Source organism: Streptomyces celluloflavus, from assembly GCA_000720995.1.
GTDB lineage: Bacteria > Actinomycetota > Actinomycetes > Streptomycetales > Streptomycetaceae > Streptomyces > Streptomyces celluloflavus.
Genome location: JOEL01000004.1, coordinates 204277 through 226305, shown reverse-complemented (window position 1 = coordinate 226305; position 22029 = coordinate 204277). Strand labels below are relative to the sequence as shown.

Annotated in this window: 15 protein-coding genes, 1 tRNA gene and 1 pseudogene; 6 read left to right on the top strand and 11 right to left on the bottom strand. The window is 71.2% G+C overall.

What is annotated here, in order from left to right:
* Window positions 1-27: 27 nt before the first annotated feature.
* On the bottom strand, window positions 28-1824 hold the full coding sequence (locus tag IH09_RS06075) for a beta-galactosidase (protein ID WP_052854784.1): 1797 nt from the start codon (window positions 1822-1824) through the stop codon (window positions 28-30).
* Window positions 1825-2051: 227 nt separating this feature from the next.
* Here IH09_RS06075 and IH09_RS06070 point away from each other — a divergent pair, with 227 nt between their 5' ends.
* The 4 genes from IH09_RS06070 (at window position 2052) to IH09_RS06055 (ending at window position 8681) form a co-directional block, all read left to right on the top strand.
* Window positions 2052-2939 (top strand): helix-turn-helix domain-containing protein, encoded by an 888-nt coding sequence (locus tag IH09_RS06070; RefSeq protein ID WP_052854781.1) that lies wholly within the window; start codon window positions 2052-2054, stop codon window positions 2937-2939.
* Between the two features lie 78 nt (window positions 2940-3017).
* Window positions 3018-5567 (top strand): aminopeptidase N, encoded by a 2550-nt coding sequence (pepN, locus tag IH09_RS06065; RefSeq protein WP_052854779.1) that lies wholly within the window; start codon window positions 3018-3020, stop codon window positions 5565-5567.
* A 220-nt stretch (window positions 5568-5787) separates the two neighbouring features.
* Window positions 5788-7224, top strand: coding sequence for a pyridoxal phosphate-dependent decarboxylase family protein (locus IH09_RS06060; RefSeq protein ID WP_052854777.1), 1437 nt, complete (start codon window positions 5788-5790; stop codon window positions 7222-7224).
* Complete coding sequence (locus tag IH09_RS06055) at window positions 7221-8681, top strand: lysine N(6)-hydroxylase/L-ornithine N(5)-oxygenase family protein (protein WP_110952094.1); 1461 nt, start codon at window positions 7221-7223, stop codon at window positions 8679-8681. Before IH09_RS06060 ends, IH09_RS06055 begins: the two co-directional genes overlap by 4 nt.
* 182 nt (window positions 8682-8863) lie before the next feature.
* On the opposite strand, the pseudogene IH09_RS06050 reads toward IH09_RS06055, so the two are convergent.
* A pseudogene (locus tag IH09_RS06050) lies at window positions 8864-9208 on the bottom strand (IMP dehydrogenase); the annotation flags it as partial.
* A 284-nt stretch (window positions 9209-9492) separates the two neighbouring features.
* On the opposite strand from IH09_RS06050, the gene pyk reads away from it, so the two are divergent.
* Window positions 9493-10929, top strand: a complete 1437-nt coding sequence (gene pyk, locus IH09_RS06045; protein ID WP_052854771.1) for a pyruvate kinase — start codon at window positions 9493-9495, stop codon at window positions 10927-10929.
* A 46-nt stretch (window positions 10930-10975) separates the two neighbouring features.
* Here pyk and IH09_RS06040 read toward each other — a convergent pair whose 3' ends face one another.
* Both IH09_RS06040 and IH09_RS06035 read right to left on the bottom strand, forming a co-directional pair.
* Window positions 10976-11749, bottom strand: a complete 774-nt coding sequence (locus tag IH09_RS06040) for a hypothetical protein (RefSeq protein WP_052855112.1) — start codon at window positions 11747-11749, stop codon at window positions 10976-10978.
* A 109-nt stretch (window positions 11750-11858) separates the two neighbouring features.
* Window positions 11859-11932: transfer RNA gene (locus IH09_RS06035), tRNA-Leu, on the bottom strand.
* Window positions 11933-12029: 97 nt separating this feature from the next.
* Here IH09_RS06035 and IH09_RS06030 point away from each other — a divergent pair.
* Window positions 12030-12713, top strand: coding sequence for an ANTAR domain-containing response regulator (locus tag IH09_RS06030; protein WP_052854769.1), 684 nt, complete (start codon window positions 12030-12032; stop codon window positions 12711-12713).
* Window positions 12714-12803: 90 nt separating this feature from the next.
* On the opposite strand, the gene IH09_RS06025 is transcribed toward IH09_RS06030, so the two are convergent.
* The 7 genes from IH09_RS06025 to IH09_RS05995 form a co-directional block, all read right to left on the bottom strand.
* Window positions 12804-13520, bottom strand: coding sequence for an ABC transporter ATP-binding protein (locus IH09_RS06025; RefSeq protein ID WP_052854766.1), 717 nt, complete (start codon window positions 13518-13520; stop codon window positions 12804-12806).
* Window positions 13517-14374 (bottom strand): ABC transporter ATP-binding protein, encoded by an 858-nt coding sequence (locus tag IH09_RS06020; protein WP_052854764.1) that lies wholly within the window; start codon window positions 14372-14374, stop codon window positions 13517-13519. The genes IH09_RS06025 and IH09_RS06020 overlap by 4 nt, the downstream gene beginning before the upstream one ends.
* A gap of 7 nt (window positions 14375-14381) precedes the next feature.
* Window positions 14382-16205: a branched-chain amino acid ABC transporter permease gene (locus tag IH09_RS06015; protein WP_052855109.1), complete on the bottom strand. Its 1824-nt coding sequence runs from the start codon at window positions 16203-16205 to the stop codon at window positions 14382-14384.
* A gap of 5 nt (window positions 16206-16210) precedes the next feature.
* Window positions 16211-17140 (bottom strand): branched-chain amino acid ABC transporter permease, encoded by a 930-nt coding sequence (locus IH09_RS06010; protein WP_052854761.1) that lies wholly within the window; start codon window positions 17138-17140, stop codon window positions 16211-16213.
* A 124-nt stretch (window positions 17141-17264) separates the two neighbouring features.
* On the bottom strand, window positions 17265-18488 hold the full coding sequence (locus tag IH09_RS06005; protein ID WP_052855107.1) for a branched-chain amino acid ABC transporter substrate-binding protein: 1224 nt from the start codon (window positions 18486-18488) through the stop codon (window positions 17265-17267).
* A gap of 517 nt (window positions 18489-19005) precedes the next feature.
* Complete coding sequence (locus IH09_RS06000; RefSeq protein ID WP_052854760.1) at window positions 19006-19479, bottom strand: PaaI family thioesterase; 474 nt, start codon at window positions 19477-19479, stop codon at window positions 19006-19008.
* Window positions 19480-19594: 115 nt separating this feature from the next.
* Window positions 19595-21892: an FdhF/YdeP family oxidoreductase gene (locus IH09_RS05995; RefSeq protein ID WP_052854757.1), complete on the bottom strand. Its 2298-nt coding sequence runs from the start codon at window positions 21890-21892 to the stop codon at window positions 19595-19597.
* Window positions 21893-22029 lie beyond the last annotated feature (137 nt).

Genomic DNA, 22029 nt, shown 5'->3' with positions numbered 1-22029 from the left:
GCCGTGCCGGGCCCCCGCCGGGCCGCGTCAGCGCGGCGCGCAGGGATACAGACCGGGTGCCCCGGCCCCTTCTCCTTCCCCCAGGAGGGGCGGGGCACCCTCCAGCTCCAGCAGCAGCAGTTCGTTGTCCCCGGCGCGCAGTACGGGCCCCGGCACGAACAGGGTCCGCTGCGGGCCGACGGCCCAGTAGCGGCCCAGACAGAAGCCGTTGACCCAGGCGAAACCGCGGGTCCAGCCCGGCAGCGCGAGATCCGCGTCCCCGGGGCGGCCGGTCACCGTCAGCGTGCCCCGGTAGAGACCGGCGGCCGGCTCCGCACCGGCCTCGCCGACCGCCCGGAACGGCACCTTCGCCAGCGCCCCGGCCTCCTCCAGGGCGTCCAGCCGCAGTCCGCGCGCCCGTACGCCGTGCAGATACTGCCGCTCGTGCAGCAGTCCGCCGGTGATCCCCTTCGGCTCGGCCAGCCGCGGCCCGTAGTTGACCCGCCCCAGGGACTCCACCCACAGCTCCACCGACGCGGGCCCCGCCACCTCCCCGAGCACCGCGTCCTCCGTGTCCAGCACCGGCCCGCGCACCCCGTCGACGGACACCACCGCCCGGTCCCGCAGCCCGGTCACCCGCAGCGGATACGGGCGGCGCGGCCCCGGCACCGCCACCCGGTAGCGGACCACCCCCCGGTCCACGCCCAGCTCCTCGAACGTCACCGGACCGCCCGCCTCGACCTCGGCGCCGCCCAGCGCCGTCAGGACGTCCTCGGCCGGCGCCCACGCGTCCACCACCGCCCGCACCGGGGACGGGAGCACCGGCTCCGGCTCCGGCAGCTCCGGCAACGGACCGTCCGCCCACTCGGCCAGCACCTCACGGAAGCGCCAGAACTTCTCCGTCGGACGGCCCCGTTCATCGACCGGCGCCCCGTAGTCGTACGAGGTGACCGTCGGCTGCAACGCCCCGTCGTGCAGCTCACCGGCGCGGTTGGCGCCCGCCCAGCCGCCGAAACTGGTGCCGCCGTGCGCCATGTAGATGTTCACCGAGCCGCCGCACTCCAGGATCTCGCGCAGCTCCGCCGCGGCCTCCTCGGGCGGGCGCGGCACCCCCGCCCGCCCCCAGTGCGCGAACCAGCCGCACCAGAACTCCATACACATCAGCGGCCCGTCCGCCCGGTGGCGGCGCAGCTCCGCGAACGCCTCCCGCGCACCGGACCCGAAGTTGGCGGTGGCCAGCACCCCCGGCAGGGAACCACCGGTCAGCATGTGGTCCTCGGGCCCGTCCGAGGTGAACAGCGGCACCCGCACCCCCCGCGCGCGCAGCAGCTCCGCGATCCGCGCCAGATACACCGCGTCGCTGCCGTACGAGCCGTACTCGTTCTCCGCCTGCACCATGATCACCGGCCCGCCGGTGTCGCACTGCCGCGCCACGACCTGCGGCAGCAGCCGCGCGAACCAGGCGTCCACCGCCCGCAGGTATTCCGCGTCCCGGGTCCGCACCCGCCGCCCCAGCGGCCCCGTCAGCCACTCCGGCAGCCCGCCGTTCTCCCACTCCGCGCAGATGTACGGCCCCGGCCGCACGATCGCCCACAGCCCCGCCGCCCGCACCGCGTCCAGGAACCGGCCCAGCGCCTCGGGATCCCGGAACTCCCCGGGCCGCGGCTCGTGCAGATTCCACGGCACGTACGTCTCCACGCAGTTCAGGCCCATCGCCCGGAGCATCGCCAGCCGGTGGCCCCACTGCGCCTCGTGCACCCGGAAGTAGTGCAGCGCCCCGGACAGCAGCCGCACCGGCCGCCCGTCCAGCATGAAGTCCCGCTCGCCCACCACGAACTGAGCCACTTTCCCGTCCTGTCTGTCAAAGGTGCGCCCGCCGGACCACCGCCGGCCGGGCCGCGACGCGGAGTACCGCGCCCGTCGATCATGCTCACCGGTCACCTTCGCCCTCTGGCGGTGCGGCGGTCCATGGACAAAGATCGGCGTTGTTTGGACGGAGCGGCGCACTTCGCGGCCCTGGACACCGGCGGGCCGCGGGCACGGCGGGAGCGCACGGCGACGGGAGGCCGGTCATGTACCACACCTGGATGCGCTACTTCACGCCGAGCCCGGTCCACCACCGGCTCGGCCTGGTGTGCCTGGGCGTCGGCCTCCAGCACGGCACACTGCCGACGGTCGGCCCACGCACCCTCGGCCACCACGTCGCCATCGTCGTCAGCGCCGGCCGCGGCTGGTTCATTGGCCCCGACGGACGCCGCCGGACCGTCACCGCCCCCGCCCTGCTGTGGCTCACCCCCGGTGTGCCGCACCACTACGGAGCCGACCCGGAGACCGGCTGGGACGAGAGCTTCGTCGACTTCACCGGAGCCGCCGCCGACACCTACACGGAACTGGGCTACATCACACCCGACGACCCGGTCGTACCGCTCGCCGACACCGGCCCGGCCCGCGCCGCCGTCGGCCGGATCGCCCGCGCCGCACGCCGCGGCAACCCGCTGCTGGAGGTCGAGACCTCGGCCGCCGTGCACGAACTCCTCGTCGTCCTGCGGCGCGCACGGGCCGACGCGGACGCCGACGGCGACCCCGTCCTCCAGGCCCTGGCCCGCGACGCGTTCCTGCCGCTGTCGGTCGCCGAACACGCCGCCCGGCACGGTATGACCCCCGCCGGACTGCGCACCGCCGTACGGCGCGGCGCCGGCTGCAGCCCCAAGGACTACCTCCTGGGCATCCGCCTCGGCCGCGCCAAGGAACTCCTCGCGGGCACCGAACTCCCGGTCGCCGCGGTCGCCCGCCGGGTCGGCTACGACGACCCGGCGTACTTCAGCAGACTCTTCACCCGCCGCGTCGGCACCGCCCCGGTACGCTTCCGCGACCGGCAGGGCCGCAGCGTCCCGGGCGGCTGGTCCACCCAGATCCCCGACCCCGACAACCCCCCGCTGGTCGGCGGCCGCAACGGCTGACCGGCGGCGCACCACCCGCCCGCCCCACACGTACAAACACGTGTGCGCACGCACTGGGCCGTACGGCAGCATGACCCCATGCCAGCACTCCAGCGCGACGAGGCGCAGAACCGAGCCCGACTCATCGACGTCCACCGCTACGAGGTCGACCTGGACTTCACCCGCGGACCGGACCACTTCGGCTCCCGCACGGTCATCCACTTCACCGCACGGATCGCCGGCGACACCTTCGCCGAGATCAAACCCGCCGAGCTGCACCGCGTCACCCTCGACGGCGCACCCCTCGACCCGGCCGCCCTCGCCGACAACCGCCTCCCGCTGACCGGCCTGGCCCCCGGCGCCCACGAACTGCGCCTCGACGCCACCATGCGCTACTCCCGCACCGGCGAAGGCATGCACCGCTTCACCGACCCCGCCGACGGCGAGACCTACGTCTACACCCAGCTCTTCATGGAAGACGTCCAGCGTGTCTTCGGCGCCTTCGACCAGCCCGACCTCAAGGCCACCTTCACCCTCACCGTCACCGCCCCCGACGACTGGACCGTCCTCGGCAACGGCATCGCCACCGCGGGCGCACCCGGCCGCTGGACCCTCGCCACCACGCCCCTCATCAGCACCTACCTCGTCGCCGTCGCCGCCGGCCCCTGGCACTCCGTGCGCACCGAACACGCCGGACTGCCCTTCGGCATCCACTGCCGCCGCTCCCTCGCCCCCCACCTCGACACCGACGCCGACGAGATCCACGACATCACCCGCCGCTGCTTCGACCGCTACCACCAGATGTTCGACGAGCCGTACCCCTTCGACTCCTACGACCAGGCGTTCGTCCCCGAATTCAACGCCGGCGCCATGGAGAACCCCGGACTCGTCACCTTCCGCGACGAATTCATCTACCGCTCCGCCGTCACCGACACCGAACGCCAGACCCGCGGCATGGTCATCGCCCACGAAATGGCCCATATGTGGTTCGGCGACCTCGTCACCCTCCGCTGGTGGGACGACATCTGGCTCAACGAGTCCTTCGCCGAGTACATGGGCTTCCAGGTCCTGGCCGAAGCCACCCGCTTCACCGAAACCTGGACCGACTTCGCCATCGCCCGCAAGGGCTGGGGCTACGACGCCGACCAGCGCCCCTCCACCCACCCCGTCGCCCCCGCCCCCGAAGACGTCCCCGACACCGCCTCCGCCCTCCTCAACTTCGACGGCATCTCCTACGCCAAGGGCGCCTCCGCCCTGCGCCAGCTCGTCGCCTGGATGGGCGAGCAGGACTTCCTCGCCGGTATCAACGACCACTTCGCCCGGCACCGCTTCGGCAACGCCACGCTCGCCGACTTCATCGACTCCCTCGCCCGCCACACCGACCGCGACGTCCACGCCTGGGCCGCGAACTGGCTGCGCACCACCGGAGTCGACACCCTCACCCCCACCGTCGAGACCGGGCCCGACGGATGGCGGCTGGACGTCGCGCACACCGGCGGCCGGCCGCACCGCATCGCCGTCGGCCTCTACGACCAGGACCCCGCCGACACCCGGCGCCTGACCCTGCGCGACCGCTTCGACCTGGACCTCCCCGGAGACACCGGCGACACCCACGGCATCTTCCTCACACCCGCCCCCGACCTCGTCCTCCTCAACGACGGCGACCTCACCTACACCAAGATCCGCTTCGACCCCGCGTCCTGGCAGACCCTCACCACCACCCTCGCCACCCTCCCCGACTCCCTCTCCCGCGCCGTCGCCTGGAACGCCGCCCGCGACCTGGTCCGCGACGGCGAACTGCCGCCCGCCGCCTACCTGGACCTCGCCCGCACCCACCTCCCCCGCGAATCCGACCTCGCCATCGTCCAGGGCGTCCTCACCTTCGCCCGCACCCAGATCGCCGACCGCTACCTCCCCCACACCGAACGCCACACCGCCCTCACCACCCTCCACGCCATCAGCCGCGACATCCTGCGCCACACCGAAGGCCCCGCCCACGGCACCCACGCCGGCCTGCGGCTGACCGCCGTACGCGCCTTCATCGACAGCGCCACCCGCCACGAACCCCTCCAGGAATGGCTCGACGACGGCAGCGTCCCCGGCGGCCCCGCCCTCGACCCCGAACTGCGCTGGCGCATCCTCGGCCGGCTCGCCGTCCTCGGCGCCACCCCCCTCGACGGCCTCCGCGCCACCATCGACGCCGAACTCGTCCGCGACCCCAGCGCCATTGGCCGCCAGGGCGCCGCCCGCTGCCACGCCGCCCTCCCCGACCCGGCCGCCAAACAAGCCGCCTGGGACGCCCTGTTCACCACCGACGACGGCGAAGCCCTCTCCAACTACCTCTTCACCGCCACCGCCACCGGCTTCTGGAACCCCGAACAGCACGACCTGCTCCGCCCCTACGCCGCCCGCTACTTCACCGAAGTACCCGCCCTCGCCGCCCACCGCGGCCCCGCCCTCGCCGAAGCCGCCGGCCGCTACGCCTTCCCCGCCACCCTCGTCGAGGACACCACCCTCACCCTCGGCGAGACCTGCCTGGCCGACGGCGACCCGACCCCCGCGCTGCGCCGCAAACTCACCGACCAGCTCGACGACCTGCGGCGCGCCCTCGGCATCCGCGCCGCGCACGGCACACCGCCGGCGGTCTGACGGCGCGGCGCCGGTCCACGGACCAGGCCGTACGACACGGGTGCCGCAGGCCGCCGGGGGAGCGGCCGGCGGCACCCGAACACGTGCGGCAGCCACGTCCCACGAACGGGTGGAACCACCGGGACCGGTGGCCGGGCACCATACGGGGAAAGTAACTTAGGGCGGCCTAAGGTCCGGAGCCGGACCGCCACTTGAACTCCCCGCTCAGAAGGGCACGTTCATGCCCGTGCCGCCCGCCGGCACCGCCCTCGCCGGCGGCACCAACGGACCCCGCGCACTGCGCCCGCTCCTCGACACGGTCCTCGACGCCCTCACCACCGGCGCCGAGGACCGCGCGGGCCCCCTGCCGCCCGGCGGCCCCGAAGCCGTCGCCCGCTCCGTACGCGACGCCTGCGCCCCCCTGCTCCCCGAACACGGCAGCGGCCCGCACACCGCCCTGCGCACCCTCGTCCACACCCTCGCCGCCGGCGCCGCCGACCCCGCCGACCCGCACTGCGCCGCCCATCTGCACTGCCCGCCGCTCGCCCTGGCCACCGCCGCCGACCTCGCCGCGAGCGCCCTCAACCCCTCCATGGACTCCTGGGACCAGGCCCCCGCCGCCTCCGCCCTCGAAGCCCTCACCTGCCGCGAACTGGCCGCCCTCGTCCACCCGACGGCCCCCGCCCCCGACGCGCTGGTCACCACCGGCGGCACCGAATCCAACCAGCTCGCCCTCCTGCTCGCCCGCGAAGCCACCCACAGCGACCAGGGCCGGAGCCGGACCGCGGCACACCACGGCAACGCCACCGCCCCCCTCCAGATCGTCTGCGGGGCCAATGCCCACCACAGCATCCACCGCGCCGCCTGGCTCCTCGGCCTCCCCGGACCGATCACCCTCCCCACCCCCGACGGCGTCCTCGACCCCCACGCCCTCGACGCCGCCCTGCACACCCTGCACAGCCCCCTGCTGATCACCGCCACCGCCGGGACCACCGACTCCGGCGCCATCGACCCGCTCCCCGCCATCGCCGACCTCGCCGACCGGCACGGCGCCCGCCTCCACATCGACGCCTCCTACGGCGGCCCGCTCCTCTTCAGCGACACCCACCGCACCGCCCTGGACGGCCTCGCCCGCGCCCACACCGTCACCCTCGACCTGCACAAACTCGGCTGGCAACCGGTCGCGGCCGGCCTCCTCACCGTCCCCGACCCCGCCACCCTCGCCCCGCTCGCGCACCGCGCCGACTACCTCAACGCCGACGACGACACCGAAGCCGGCCTGCCCGACCTCCTCGGCCGCTCACTGCGCACCACCCGCCGCCCCGACATCCTCAAGATCGCCGTCACCCTCAAGGCCCTCGGCCGCCGCGGCCTCGGCGACCTCGTCGACCGCACCCTCGACGCCGCCCGCACCCTCGCCGACCTCATCGAGGACCACCCCCACTACGAACTCCACTCCCGCCCCACCCTCAGCACCGTCCTCTTCCGCCCCATCGGCGCCGACGACACCACCCTCGCCGGCATCCGCCGCACCCTCCTCACCGACGGACACGCCGTCCTCGGCCGCACCGTCACCCCCACCGGCCTCTGGCTCAAAGCCACCCTCCTCAACCCCCACACCCAGTCCGGTGACCTCACAACGCTGCTGAAACTCGTGGAAGGCCACACGCCCCGATGAGCACCACCCCCCACTTCGGCACCACCCACGCGCTCGCCACCACCGACACCAAGCCCTCCGAAACCCCGGACCCCGCCCGGATCCTCGACCTCGCCGGCATCGGCATCGGCCCCTTCAACCTCTCCCTCGCCGCCCTCGCCCAGCCCCTCACCCACCTGCGCACCGCCTTCTACGACCAGCGCCCCGCCTTCCACTGGCACCCCGGCCTCCTCATCGACGGCGCCACCCTCCAAGTCCCCTTCCTCGCCGACCTGGTGACCCTCGCCGACCCCACCAGCCCCTGGTCCTTCCTCAGCTACCTCAGAACCCGCGAACGCCTCTACCCCTTCTACTTCGCCGAGCGCTTCCACATCCACCGCGCCGAATACGACGCCTACTGCCGCTGGGTCAGCGAATCCCTCACCGGACTCCACTTCAGCCACCAGATCGAAGCCCTGCGCTGGAACACCGAACACCACCTCTTCGAAGTCGACTTCACCCAGCTCGGCACCGAAGGCGGAGCCGAAGCCCTCGGCCGCGTCCACGCCCGCAACCTCGTCCTCGGCATCGGCACCGCCCCCTACATCCCCGAAGCCCTGCGCCCCCTCGTCGAGGCCCCCACCGTCCCCGTCATCCACTCCGCCGACTACCTCGACCACCGCGAACAGCTCCTCACCGCCGAGCACATCACCGTCATCGGCGCGGGCCAGTCGGGCGCCGAGATCTTCCTCGACCTGCTGCGCGCCCGCCCCTTCGGCCGCGAACAACTCCACTGGCTCGCCCGCACCCCGGCCTTCGCGCCCATGGAGTACAGCAAACTCGGCCTCGAACACTTCACCCCCGACTACACCCGCTACTTCCACGCCCTCCCCGAAACCGTCCGCGACGACCTCGTCCCCGGACAGTGGCAGCTCTACAAAGGCATCGACCACGACACCCTCGCCGCCATCCACGACGAGCTCTACCGCCGCACCCTGCACGGCGGCTGGCCCGACGCCACCCTCACCCCGGGCGTCTCCGTACGCACCGCCGGACGCATCGGCCCCGGAAAGATCGAACTCCACCTCGACCACACCCAGCAGGCCACCCGCTCCCGCCTCACCACCGCCGCCGTCATCCTCGCCACCGGCTACCGCGAACGCCGCGTCGACACCCTCCTCGCCGCCCTGGAGCCCTACCTCTGCCGCGACACCGCCGGCCGCCCGCGCATCGACGAACAGCACCGCCTCGTCCTCGACCCCGCCGTCACCGGCTCCCTCTACGTCCAGAACGCCGAACGCCACAGCCACGGCGTCGGCACCCCCGACCTCAGCCTCGCCGCCTGGCGCAGCGCCACCATCCTCAACTCCCTCAGCAGCACCCCTCCCTACCCCCTCCCCACCCGCACCGCCTTCACCACCTTCGGCCTCCACCAACCCGCAACCCGCCCCACCACCCCCATCCCCAGGCCGACCACCACCCTCGTCCCCCGCCCCTGACCCAACCCCGCACGGGGGAAACGGACGTACGGGAAACCGGCCCTGGGGGAGAGGGGCGACCCCAAGCCGCCCGAAGCGCCGCTCGCACCGGCTCAGGGCCAACCCGCAGCGCCCCGGAGCACGTCGTCCCCGCCCCTCCCCGGAATGGGGGTGGCGGGACGACGCGGCCGGCAGACCGGGTGTCACTCGCCGGAGTCGACGGACCGCTCCCGCAGCCGCACCTCGGCGGTGTTCTGCTCGTAGGACCGCTCGGAAACCTGGACCATGACCGCCTCCTCGTGGAACCGCTGCAGCGTGGTCGCACCGCAGCTGATCATGGTGGCGGTCAGCTTCGACCTGGTCAGCTCCACGTTGTCGTACAGGCCGCCCGCATAGGGCACGAAGCCGTCCACGCCCTCCTCGAAAGCGATCCCGTCGCTCTGCCCGTAGCGGGCCGCGTTCCGGGCCCGCCTCGATCCCTCACCCCAGTACTCCTTGTAGTACTGGCCGTCCACACGGACCTTGCGCGAGGGCGACTCGTCGAAGCGGGCGAAGTACCGGCGACCACGAAGGCGCCCCCACCCGCATCCGACGCCACGGCCTCACCGCCGACAGCGGCCCGCCGCGCCCCGGCAGCCACCGGGCCCCGGCCGGCACCCCCCCACAGCGGGTGACCGGACCACCACCCACCCCACCCGGCACACGGCAAATCCGCTCATCGGAGCGCCTTCACGCGCATTCCACAACTTGTCAAGAGCCCTTCACCGAGCGGTCGTTGGGCAGTCACTTCCCCACACCTCTCTACCAGTCGGTAAGTCATAGAGTCGGAGACATGCGCCGAGCAAAGATCGTCTGCACCCTGGGACCCGCCACCGACACGTACGAGCAGATCAAGGCACTCGTCGACGCCGGAATGGACGTGGCCCGCTTCAACCTCAGCCACGGCACCTACGCCGATCACGAGGCGCGATTCGACCGGGTCCGCAAGGCAGCCGAGGAGACCGGCCGCAGCGTCGGCATCCTCGCCGACCTACAAGGCCCGAAGATCCGCCTCGGCCGATTCCGCGAAGGACCCGTACTTCTCGAACGCGACGACGAGTTCACCATCACCGTCGAACCGTCCGTCGAAGGCGACCGCCAGCTCTGCGGCACCACCTACGACGGCCTCGCCGCCGACGTCACCCCCGGCGAACGCATCCTCGTCGACGACGGCAAGGTCACCCTCGAAGTCACCGGTGTCGACGGACCCCGCGTCCACACCAAGGTCATCGAGGGCGGCATGGTCTCCGACCACAAGGGCCTCAACCTCCCCGGCGTCGCCGTATCCGTCCCCGCCCTCTCCGACAAGGACCAGGACGACCTCCGCTGGGCCCTGCGCACCGGCGCCGACGTCATCGCCCTCTCCTTCGTCCGCAGCGGCCGCGACATCGAAGACGTCCACCGCATCATGCGCGAGGAAGACCGCTTCCTCCCCGTCATCGCCAAGGTCGAAAAGCCACAGGCCGTCGAGAACATCGACGACATCGTCGCCGCCTTCGACGGCATCATGGTCGCCCGAGGCGACCTCGGCGTCGAAATGCCGCTGGAGACCGTGCCGATCGTCCAGAAGCGCGCCATCAAACTGGCCAAACGCAACGCCAAGCCGGTCATCGTCGCGACCCAGATGCTCGACTCGATGATCGACAACTCCCGCCCCACCCGCGCCGAAGCCTCCGACGTCGCCAACGCCGTCATCGACGGCACCGACGCCGTGATGCTCTCCGGCGAGACCAGCGTCGGGAAATACCCCACCGAGACGGTCCGCACCATGAGCCGCATCGTCGAGGCCGCCGAGGAGGACATCCTCGCCAAGGGCCTGCCGCCGCTCACCGAACGCAGCAAGCCCCGCACCCAGGGCGGCGCGGTCGCCCGCGCGGCCGCCGAGATGGGCGACTTCCTCGGCGCCAAGTTCCTCGTCGCCTTCACCCAGTCCGGCGACACCGTCCGCCGCCTCTCCCGCTACCGCTCGCCCATCCCGCTCCTCGCCTTCACCCCCGACACGGCCACCCGCGCCCAGCTCAACCTCACCTGGGGCGTCGAGACCTTCCTCGGCCCGACCGTCGACTCCACCGACGAGATGGTCGCCCAGGTCGACGAGGAACTCCTGCGGATCGGCCGCTGCCGCCCCGGCGACGTCGTCATCATCACCGCCGGCTCCCCGCCCGGCGTCCCGGGCTCCACCAACCTCGTCCGCGTCCACCGCATCGGCGCCGACGACACCGCCGAGTAGCCACCCGCACCCGCGCGTGGGGCCGCGGTTCCGACCGCCGGCCCCGTCAGTGCTTCGGCCCGATGTGACGGTCCATGAGGGCCACGGACGCGCGCCGGGCGACGGAGACGGACTGCGCCCGGCGGGACTGGCGCGAGGGCCGCCACTCCACACCGACCTTGTCGAGGGTGTCGGTACAGAGCCGCAGGATGTCGGTGGACGTGTTGGTGAAGAAATACCGCGGGTACTCGTAGCGCCTGCGCTCCCCGCCGGCCGTGCGCGTCGTCCAGTTGGTGATCCGGCAGCCGTCGGAGTGGATGAGCCCGCGGAGGAACTCCCAGGGATACGCGTCCACGATCTGCCGCTGCCAGGCTTCGAGGACGATCGGCCGCTCGTGTTTCCTGCCGGGGCCGTGCTGGGGGAACAGGCAGGGCCAGTGGCGGCTGTAGCTGGTGACCATGACGCAGCCCTGACACGCGATCACGCAGACGCTGTTCATCGGGCGGACGTCCCGCATCGCGTCGCGGCAGGCGGTGATCAGGCCGGGCCAGGCATCCGCGCAGGCGATGCGCAGGGCGTACCCGCCTCGCTGCGGCTGTGCGCTGATGCAGCCGTCGCCGAGGTAGAGGCCGAGTAAATAGGCGTAAGCGACGGTGTTCTCGGGTGGCCGTGGCACGCGTTCGCACCGCGGGCATTCCGTCGCACGCGACACCGGCTCGATGCGGGTCTGCCAGGAGCGGATCGCGTACCGGGATATCCCGGTTTGCTTGCTCACCGAGTTGAGGCTGCGGCCTTGGGAGAGGAGAGCGAGGGTGCGCTCTCGGGTTTCCATGTCATACACGGACGCGAGCTTGAACGATGCCGCGCGGTCACGGAGCGAATCGAAGAGATGTTCACTGAAGTGAGTGAAAACAACCCAACGGTTGTGAGCCTTGGAAACGAAGGTAAAGTGCCCCGGGTGGGACTCGAACCCACACTGAATGCCTTTTGAGGGCATCGTCTCTGCCGATTGGACTACCGGAGCCCCTGCAATCCGAAGGATAGCTTAGCCCCTCCGTGCCTCAAACATACAGGAGCTAGGTAGGCTCATGGGGCACCACCTGCCTTTACCGAGGAGTCCCGTGAGCGCCGCCGAGCCCGAGCAGCACGTCGCCGATGACGATCAGTCGCACGTCCCGCCGCTGACCACGCGCGTTGTGATCGCCGAGGACGAGGCCCTCATCCGTCTCGATCTCAAAGAGATGCTGGAGGAGGAGGGCTACACCGTCGTCGGCGAGGCCGGGGACGGTCAGACGGCCGTCGAGCTGGCCCGGGAGCACCGCCCCGACCTGGTGATCCTGGACGTGAAGATGCCGGTCCTGGACGGTATCTCGGCCGCCGAGAAGATCGCCGAGGAGAGCATCGCGCCGGTCCTGATGCTGACCGCGTTCTCGCAGCGTGAGCTGGTGGAGCGGGCGCGTGACGCGGGTGCGATGGCGTATCTCGTGAAGCCGTTCTCCAAGAGCGACGTGGTCCCGGCGATCGAGATGGCCGTGAGCCGTTTCACCGAGCTGAAGACGCTGGAGAAGGAGGTCGCGGACCTCACCCAGCGGCTGGAGACGCGCAAGCTCGTGGACCGGGCGAAGAGCGTTCTGCAGACCCAGTACGGGCTGACCGAGCCGGCCGCGTTCCGCTGGATCCAGAAGACGTCGATGGACCGCAGGCTCTCGATGCAGCAGGTCGCCGAGGCGGTCATCGAGGACGCCGCGGAGAAGAAGCAGAAGGACAGGGAACAGAAGGAACAGCGGGAGCAGAAGGACGCGTAGCGACGCGCGCCGAGCGTGTGCGGCCCCGTACCGGTGATCGACCGGTGCGGGGCCGTCGTCGTCGTGGTGCGGGCGGCCGGAGCCGGCGGGTCAGTCCTCGCCGAGGTACGCCTTGCGGACGGATTCGTCGTGGAGGAGTTGCGGGCCGGTGCCGGAGAGGACGATGCGGCCGGTTTCCATGACGTGGCCGTGGTCGGCGAGGGAGAGCGCGGCGCGGGCGTTCTGTTCGACGAGCAGGATGGTGGTGCCCTGGGTGCGGAGTTCGCGGATGGTGTCCATGATCTTTCGCATCATGATCGGGGACAGGCCCATGGAGGGTTCGTCGAGCATCAGGAGTTTGGGGCGGGACATCAGCGCGCGGCCCATGGCGAGCATTTGCTGTTCGCCGCCGGAGAGGGTGCCGGAGGCTTGTTTTCTGCGTTCGCCGAGGACGGGGAAGAGTGCGTAGACGCGTTGTATGTCGTGTGCGACGGCGTTGGTGTCCTTGCGGAGGAACGCGCCGAGCTGGAGGTTCTCGGCGATGGTGAGGCGGGGGAAGAGGCGGCGGCCTTCGGGGGAGTGGGCCAGTCCGCGGGCGACGATTTCGTGGGCGGGCAGGGCGCCGAGCGGTTCGCCGTCGAAGGTGATCCGGCCGGCGAGGGGGGCGCGGAGGCCGGAGAGGGTGCGCAGGGTGGTGGTCTTGCCGGCGCCGTTGGTGCCGATGAGGGTGACGACCTGGCCGGCTTCGACGGAGAAGCTGATGCCTTTGACGGCTTCGATCTTGCCGTAGGCGATCCGGAGGTCCTCGACCTGGAGCAGGGCGGTCATCGGCGGTCTCCTGGTGGCGGCGGGGTCGCGGGGTCGGCCGGGTGGGCCGGGGGTGTGGTGTCTTCTTCGGTGGGGGTGCCGAGGTAGGCGGCGATCACGCGTTCGTCGGCCTGGACGGTTTCCGCGGTGCCTTCGATGAGTTTGTGGCCCTGGACGAGGACGGCGACGCGGTCGCAGAGGTTGAAGATGAAGCGCATGTCGTGCTCGATGACGAGGACGGCGGTGCCTTGGTCGCGGATGGCGAGGACGAGGTCCTGGGTGGCGCGGGTTTCGTGGGGGTTCATGCCGGCGGTGGGTTCGTCCAGGAGGAGCAGACCGGGTTCGCTGGCGAGGGCGCGGGCGATTTCGAGCTTGCGTTGTTCGCCGTAGGGGAGGTTGCGGGCGAGGTGGTCGCGTCGGGCGGTGAGGCCGGTGAATTCGAGGAGTTCCATGGCGCGTTCTTCCGAGGTGCGTTCGGCTTTTTTGAAGCCGGGGCCTCGTAGGAGGGCGGACCAGAGTCCTTCTTTGGTGCGGGTGTGGCGGCCGACGAGGGTGTTTTCCAGGACGGTCATGTTGGCGAAGAGGCGGATGTTCTGGAAGGTGCGGGCGATGCCGGCCTGGGTGACGAGGTGGGGTTTGGGGGAGAGGCGGGTGCCGTTGAAGCGGACGGTGCCTTCGGTGGGGACGTAGAGGCCGGTGAGGCAGTTGAAGAAGGTGGTTTTTCCGGCGCCGTTGGGGCCGATGAGGCCGACGATCTCTCCGGTGTTGACGGTGAGGTCGACGCCGCGTACGGCGGTGAGTCCGCCGAAGCGCATGGTGACGCCGGAGGCTTCCAGGATGGTCCCGGCACGGGGTGGGGTGGTGGGTGTGGTCATGGTGTCCTCAGCCCTTCGCCGGAGTGGAGCCGGGTGTCGCGCCGGGGCCGGGGAGGGGCGGGCCGGGCCGGTTGTCCTCGTGGAATTCGAGCTGCTTTCTGCGGTCGGGGATGAGCCCTTCGGGCCGTAGGCGCATCAGCAGGACGAGGGCGATGCCGAAGAGGAGCAGCTGGTAGTCCTGGAGGAAGTCGAGTTTGGCGGGGATGAGGAAGAGCAGGGCGGCGCCGACGAGGGGGCCGCTGAGGGTGCCCATCCCGCCGAGGATGACGGCGGCGAGGAGGAAGGCGGAGTTGGGCGGCTGGGGCCCGGCGAACTGGAACTGTTCGGGGGTGGCGGTGGTGACGACATGGGCGTGGACGGTGCCGGCGAGTCCGGCGAGGGCGGCGCCGAGGGCGAAGGCCAGGAGGCGCAGGCGGAAGCTGTTGATGCCCATGGCGATGGCGGCGGTTTCGTCTTCGCGGATGGCGATCCAGGCGCGGCCGATGCGGGAGTCGGCGGCGCGGCGGAAGACCAGGACGACGAAGGCGGTCACGAAGATCATGAGCAGGTAGTAGTTGCCGTAGGTGGCGAGGGGGATGCCGAGGATGTGGTGGGGTTCGCCGAAGTTGAAGCCGAATATTTCGAGGTTGGGGATGTTGGGGATGCCCATGGCGCCGTTGGTGATGTCGGGGCCGGTGGTGCCGTTGAGGTTGAGCATGGCGATGCGGAAGATCTCGCCGAAGCCGAGGGTGACGATGGCGAGATAGTCGCCGCGCAGTCGGAGGGTGGGCGCGCCGATGAGGACGCCGAAGACGAGTGAGGCGGCGGCTCCGGTGAGGAGGGCCGCCCAGAAGGGGAAGTGGAGGCCGAGGGTGGATTCGGGGGAGCCGGAGACGAGGGCGGCCGCGTAGGCGCCGACGCCGAGGAAGGCGACGTAGCCGAGGTCGAGGAGTCCGGCGAGGCCGACGACGACGTTGAGGCCCAGGGCGACGGTGGCGAAGATCAGGATGTTGGCGCCGATGATCGTGTACTGGTCGGTGTCCTGGGTGAAGGGGAAGCCGGCGGCGGCGGCGAAGGCCGCGCCGAGTGCCACGCCCCGGTGTCGGTGGGTGAGTTCGGTGAGCCGTGCGAGGAGTCCGGCCCGGTGGAGGGCGGGGACGGCGAGCACCATGAACAGGAGGTAGCCGACGAAGGGCGGGCCGTCGTCGGTGTCGATGCCGTAGGTGAAGGCGGCGAGTCCGGCGGCGAACGCGGCGGCGATGAGCAGGATCTCGGCCCAGGGCGGGAGGGACAGGGTGCGGCGTCGTACGGGGGTGGCGGCGAGGGCGCCGGTGAAGCGCTGCCAGGTGGTGGTGGGAGGTGGGGTGGTGGTGCGGTCGGCGGGCAGGCCGAGGGCACCGATGAGGGTGGTGAGGGAGGTGATGCCGGCGAGGAAGCCGCCGGGTTCGAGGTTGACGAGGCCGCCGAGGTCGACGGCGATGGCGATGAGGGTGAACCAGGTGGTGGCGAACGTGGCGAGGGCGGCGAGGAGTACGGAGGCGTTGCGGCCGCCGGGGGTGAGCCGGCGCAGACCGGGGACGCCGAGTCCGGCGGTGGCGAGGAGGAGGGTGAGGAGGCCGCCGGCGAGGGTGACGGTTTGCAGGCCGGCGGGGGATCCGTAGTAGGTGAGGTCGCCGGGGAAGGCGCTGCTCCAGGTCCAGGCGAGGGCGGTGGTGGCGGCGGTGGTGAGGGCGGCCGTGGCGGTGGTGATGCGGGCGGCGCGTTCGGGGAGGGGGAGGACGCCGGGGTGGGTGTGTGGTGTCGTGGCAGCGGATTTGGTGGTGTCAGTGGTGCCAGGGGTGTCGGTGTTCATCGGTATCACGCCCGATCCGCGACGCGTTCGCCCAGGAGGCCCTGAGGTCTCAGGAGGAGTACGAGGATGAGGAGGACGAAGGCCCAGACGTCCTTCCAGGCTCCGCCGCCGAATTGCTGCATGCCGGGGATTTCTTCGACGTAGGCGGTGGCGAGCGCTTCGGCGACGCCGAGGACGAGGCCGCCGAGCATGGCGCCGTAGACGTTGCCGATGCCGCCGAGGACGGCGGCGGTGAAGGCTTTGAGGCCCATGATGAAGCCCATGCGGAACTGCACCTCGCCGGTGCGCAGGCCGTAGGCGACGGCGGCGACGCCGGCGAAGGCGGCGCCGATGGCGAAGGCGAGGACGATGATGCGGTCGGTGTTGATGCCCATGAGCCTGGCGGTGTCGGGGTCCTGGGCGGTGGCCTGCATGGCGCGGCCGCTGCGGGTTCTGCCGACGAACAGGCCGAGGGCGATCATGCAGACGGGGGCGGCGACGATGACGAAGAGGTCGCCGCGCTGGACGGTGGCGCCCAGGATGTCGAGGGCGCCGCCCTTGAACTGGGGGAAGACGCGGGCCTGTTTGCCGTCGGGGTACCAGCGCCAGACGGCCTGCTGGAGGGCGAGGGAGAGCCCGATGGCGGTGATGAGCGGGGCCAGTCGGGGCGCGCCGCGCAGCGGCCGGTAGGCGAACCGTTCCGCCGCGACGCCGACGAGGACGGATACGGCGATGCCGCCGAGGAGCATGGCGGGCAGCGCGAGGGCGAGCGGGGTGGCGGCGGGGAGTGCGAGGTGGACGCTGAGCGCGCCGAAGCCGCCGACCATGAAGATCTCGCCGTGGGCGAAGTTGATGAGCTGGACGATGCCGTAGACCATCGTGTAGCCGATCGCGATGAGTCCGTACATCGCGCCGAGGATGAGTCCGTTGGCCAGCTGTTGCGGCAGTTCGCTCACCGCTGGGCCTCCGAGGGGTGGGAAGTGACGGGGAGTTCCGGGTGCCGGTGTGCCGCGGGCCGCGCCAGGGGCGTGGGGCGTCCTGGTGCGGCCCGGGGTCACCGGCCGGTGTGGTGCGGGCCGGTCAGCTCTTGTCGAACTTCTTGAATTCCGCGCTGAAGCGGGAGACCCAGGTGCCCTTGTCGACCTGGTAGGCGGTGATCATGGTGTTGGTGGTGTCGCCGTAGGCGTCGTAGGAGATGGGGCCGGTGACGCCGTCGAAGGAGACCTTGTTCATCGCGGTGACGACTTTTTTGCGGGCGTCGGCGGGGAGTGTGCCGCCGTTGTCGGCGACGACTTTCTTGACGGCCTGGACGAGGGACCAGGCGGCGTCGTAGGCGGAGCCGCCGTATGTCTCGTATGCCTCCTTGAAGTGGGCGGCCTTGTAGTCGGCGATGAACTTCTTGGCGGAGGGGAGCTGTTCGACGGGTTTGCCGATGGAGGAGGCGTAGTCGCCCTGCGCCTTCTTGTTGAGCTTGATGTAGTCGGCGCTGTACATGCCGTCGCCGCCCATGAGGGGGACGCTGAGGCCGCCGTCCTTGAGCTGCTGGCTGAGGGGGCCGGAGGCGGGGTATTCGCCGCCGTAGAAGACCAGATCGGGCCGGGCGGCGACGGCCTTGGAGACGACGGCCTTGAAGTCGCGGTCGTCGGGGCTGATGTGTTCGCTGCCGGCGATGGTGCCGCCGAGCTTGCGGAACTGGTCCTTGAAGGATGAGGCCAGGCCGACGCCGTAGGTCTTCTGGTCGTCGATGACGTAGGCCGTCTTGGCCTTGAGTTTCTCCCAGGCGAACTGGCCGTCGAAGGCGCCCTGGATCTCGTCGGTGGTGGCGGTGCGGAAATAGGTGGTGAACTGGCGGACGCGTCTGTTCTGTTTCCAGTCCTTGCCCTGGGTCAGGTCGGGCGTGGTGTTCGCCGGGGAGATCAGGGTGAGGCCGTTCTGCTGGGAGATCTGCTGCATCGACTGGGCGACGCCGGAGTTGATCGGGCCGACGAGGCCCAGGACGTCCTTGTCGCCGGCGAGTTTGGTGGCGTTCTGCTGGCCGACGTTGGGCAGGGCCTTGTCGTCGAGGGCTTCGAGCCGGAAGGTGACGCCTTTGACCTCGGAGGTCTTGTTGGCGGTGTCGATGGCGAGCTGGACGGAGTTGCGCATGCCCAGGCCCAGTGCGGAGAGCTCGCCGGTGATGGGGGCGTCGACGCCGATGACGACGGTGGCCGCGGATCCGCCGCCGCTCTTCTTGTCGTCGCTCCGGGAGCCGCACGCGGAGAGCGTGAGGGCGCCTGCGGTGACCGCGGTGGTGAGTATGAGCAGAGAACGGTGACGCACGATCAGTCCTTTCCCTGGCGCGGCCATTGCGTGTCGCACGGCCGTTTCGCGCACCGGGCGGTACGGCGTGGTACAGGGGTCCGTGCTTGCAGCGCGCCCGGCGGCGTCGGTGACTGGCGGTGACTCTAGAGGGGTGTTCGATTTCCCGGGAGTGGCGCTGTGAAGGATGTGACGCTCTTGTTATGTCATGCGATGAGCGTTATGCCGTCATGGTCCTTACCGCGGGTGCGAGCGCTGAGCGGAAGGTGAACTCGCACTTCCACAAGGGGATTTGGCGCACGGTGACGGAGGTGCGTCCGGTTATCGGAAGCGGTGCGCGCGGTGCGGACGGGGCGGGTGAGAAGCCCTGGATACGGGGGTGGCGCGGCATCGCACGGGTGTTACGAAGCGTTACGGAAAGGGGGCGCGGGGCCGCCCTGACGGGAGCGTGGGAATGCGTACGGCCCCGCTCCGGAGGTGCCGGGCGGGGCCGTAACGGGTGGGGCGGCCGATGCGGGTGGCGTCAGCCGTGGTGGGCGGTGGGGTCCGCGTCCCGCAGCAGGCAGGTCAGCCGGGCGGTGCAGACCCGCTTGTCGTGCTCGTCGGTGACGGCGATCTCGTACGTGGCGGTGGTGCGGCCCCGGTGGACGGGGAGGGCGACGCCGGTGACCAGGCCGGAGCGGGCGCCCCGGTGGTGGGTGCAGTTGAGGTCGACGCCGACCGCGATCTTGGCGGGGCCGCCGTGCAGCATGGCGCCGACGGAGCCGAGGGTTTCGGCGAGGACGGCGGAGGCGCCGCCGTGCAGCAGTCCGTAGGGCTGGGTGTTGCCCTCGACGGGCATGGTGCCGACGACGCGGTCGGGGGCGGCCTCCAGCACCTGCACGCCCATCCGGCGGCCGAGGTCCCCGGCGGAGAAGAGGGTGGACAGGTCGAGGCCGAGGTCGGCCCACCGGTCGAGGACCTCCTGCGGGAACTTCGTGGATCTCTGCTCGCCCATGCCCTGCCGCTCCGTTCGCTCGCACATGATCGCTGTCGGTCTGTGGATGTTCTTATCAGGCCACTGAGCGGGCGCTCGGCGCGGGGTTGCGGTCCCGCCGTACGGCGGCGGGCGGTCAGTCCAGGTGCGGCTGTTCCAGGCGGATCACCACGGACTTGGCGGCGGGGGTGTTGCTGGTGTCGGCGGTGTGGTCGAGCGGGATGAGGACATTGGTCTCGGGGTAGTAGGCGGCGACGCAGCCGCGGGCCGTCGGGTAGTGGACGACGCGGAAACCGGGCGCGCGCCGCTCGCTGCCGTCCGTCCATTCGCTGACCAGGTCGGTGTACGCGCCGTCGGCCAGGCCCCGTTCGCGGGCGTCCTCGGGGTGCACGAGCACCACGCGGCGGCCGTTCTTGATGCCGCGGTAGCGGTCGTTGAGGCCGTAGATGGTGGTGTTGTACTGGTCGTGGGAGCGCAGCGTCTGGAGCAGCAGCCGCCCTTCGGGGACGGCCGGGTACTCCACGGGTGCGGTGGTGAAGTTGGCCTTCCCGGTGGCGGTGGGGAAGCGGCGGCTGTCCCGGGGGGCGTGCGGGAGGGTGAAGCCGCCGGGGCGGGCGGCCTTGGCGTTGAAGTCGTCGAAGCCGGGGATGACGTTGGCGATGCGGTCGCGGATCGTCGCGTAGTCCTTCTCGAACTCCGCCCAGGGGGTGCGGCTGGTCTCGCCCAGGACGCGGCGGGCCAGGCGGGTGACGATGGCGGTTTCGGAGAGCAGCTGGGGGCTCGCGGGCTCCAGGCGGCCCCGGGAGGCGTGCACCATGCCCATGGAGTCCTCGACGGTCACGAACTGTTCGCCGCCGCTCTGGACGTCGCGTTCGGTGCGGCCGAGGGTCGGCAGGATCAGGGCGCGGGCGCCGGTGACGACGTGCGAGCGGTTGAGCTTGGTGGAGACGTGGACGGTGAGGCGGGCGCGGCGTACGGCGGCCTCGGTGACGTCGGTGTCAGGGGTGGCGGAGACGAAGTTGCCACCCATGGCGAGGAAGACCTTGGCCTGTCCGTCGCGCAGTGCGCGGATGGCACGGACGACGTCGAGGCCGTGCTCGCGCGGCGGGGCGAAGCCGAATTCCTTCTCCAGGGCGTCGAGGAAACCGGGCTCGGGCCGCTCGAAGATGCCCATGGTGCGGTCGCCCTGGACGTTGCTGTGCCCGCGTACGGGGCAGACACCGGCACCGGGGCGGCCGATGTTGCCGCGCAGCAGGAGGAAGTTGACGATCTCCTGGATGGAGGGGACGGAGTGCTTGTGCTGGGTCAGGCCCATCGCCCAGCACACGATGGTGCGCCGGGAGGCGAGGACCATGCGCAGCGCGCTCTCGATCTTCTCGCGGGTCAGGCCGGTGGCGCGCAGCGTCGCGTCCCAGTCGTCGTCGGCGCGGGCGGCCGCGGCGAACTCCTCGTAGCCGTGCGTGTGTTCGCGGATGAACTCCGTGTCGACGGCGCCTGGGTCGTCCGCCGCCGCTTCCAGGATGAGGCGGTTGAGGGCGCGGAAGAGGGCCTGGTCGCCGCCGAGGCGCACTTGCAGGAAGAGGTCGGTGAGGGCGGTGCCGCCGCCGGCCAGGCCGCGCGGGGTCTGCGGGTTCTTGAAGCGCTCCAGGCCGGCTTCGGGCAGCGGGTTGATCGAGATGATCTTTGTGCCGCCGGCCTTGGCCTTCTCCAGGGCGGTGAGCATGCGCGGGTGGTTGGTGCCCGGGTTCTGCCCGGCGATGATGATCAGGTCGGCCTGGTAGAGGTCCTCCAGCAGGACGCTGCCCTTGCCGACGCCGATGGTCTCGCTGAGTGCGGAGCCGGACGACTCATGGCACATGTTGGAGCAGTCGGGGAGGTTGTTGGTGCCGAATTCGCGGGCGAAGAGCTGGTAGAGGAAGGCGGCTTCGTTGCTGGTGCGGCCGGAGGTGTAGAAGACCGCTTCGTCGGGGGAGTCGAGTGCGGTGAGCTCCTCGCCGATGATGTCGAAGGCCCGCTCCCAGGTGACGGGGGTGTAGTGGCCGGCCCCCTCGGCCAGGTACATGGGGTGGGTGAGCCGGCCCTGCTGGCCGAGCCAGTAGCCGCTGCGGTCGGCGAGGTCGGCGACGGAGTGGTCGGCGAAGAAGGCGGGGGTCACGCGGCGCAGGGTGGCCTCTTCGGCGACGGCCTTGGCGCCGTTCTCGCAGAATTCGGCGGTGTGCCGGTGCTCGCCCTCGGGCCAGGCGCAGCCGGGGCAGTCGAAGCCTTCCTTCTGGTTGACCCGCAGGAGGGTGAGGGCGGTGCGGCGGACCCCCATCTGCTGCTGGGAGATGCGCAGGGCGTGGGTGATGGCCGGCAGGCCGACGGCGGAGTGCTGGGGTTCGCTGACCTCCGGCGCGTCCTGGACGGGGTCCGACGCGGGCGGCTTGCCTGCCATGGCGCTCTCCCTTGAGCCGAGTGATGGTGCGGTCTCCGCCGGGGCGCGGCGGATCGTTGCCGTACACACTCAATCCTGTCACGGAAGGGAGGGACGGTGTAGGGGCGGCGGCGGGGGAGCGGCCGTGCCTGGCGGGT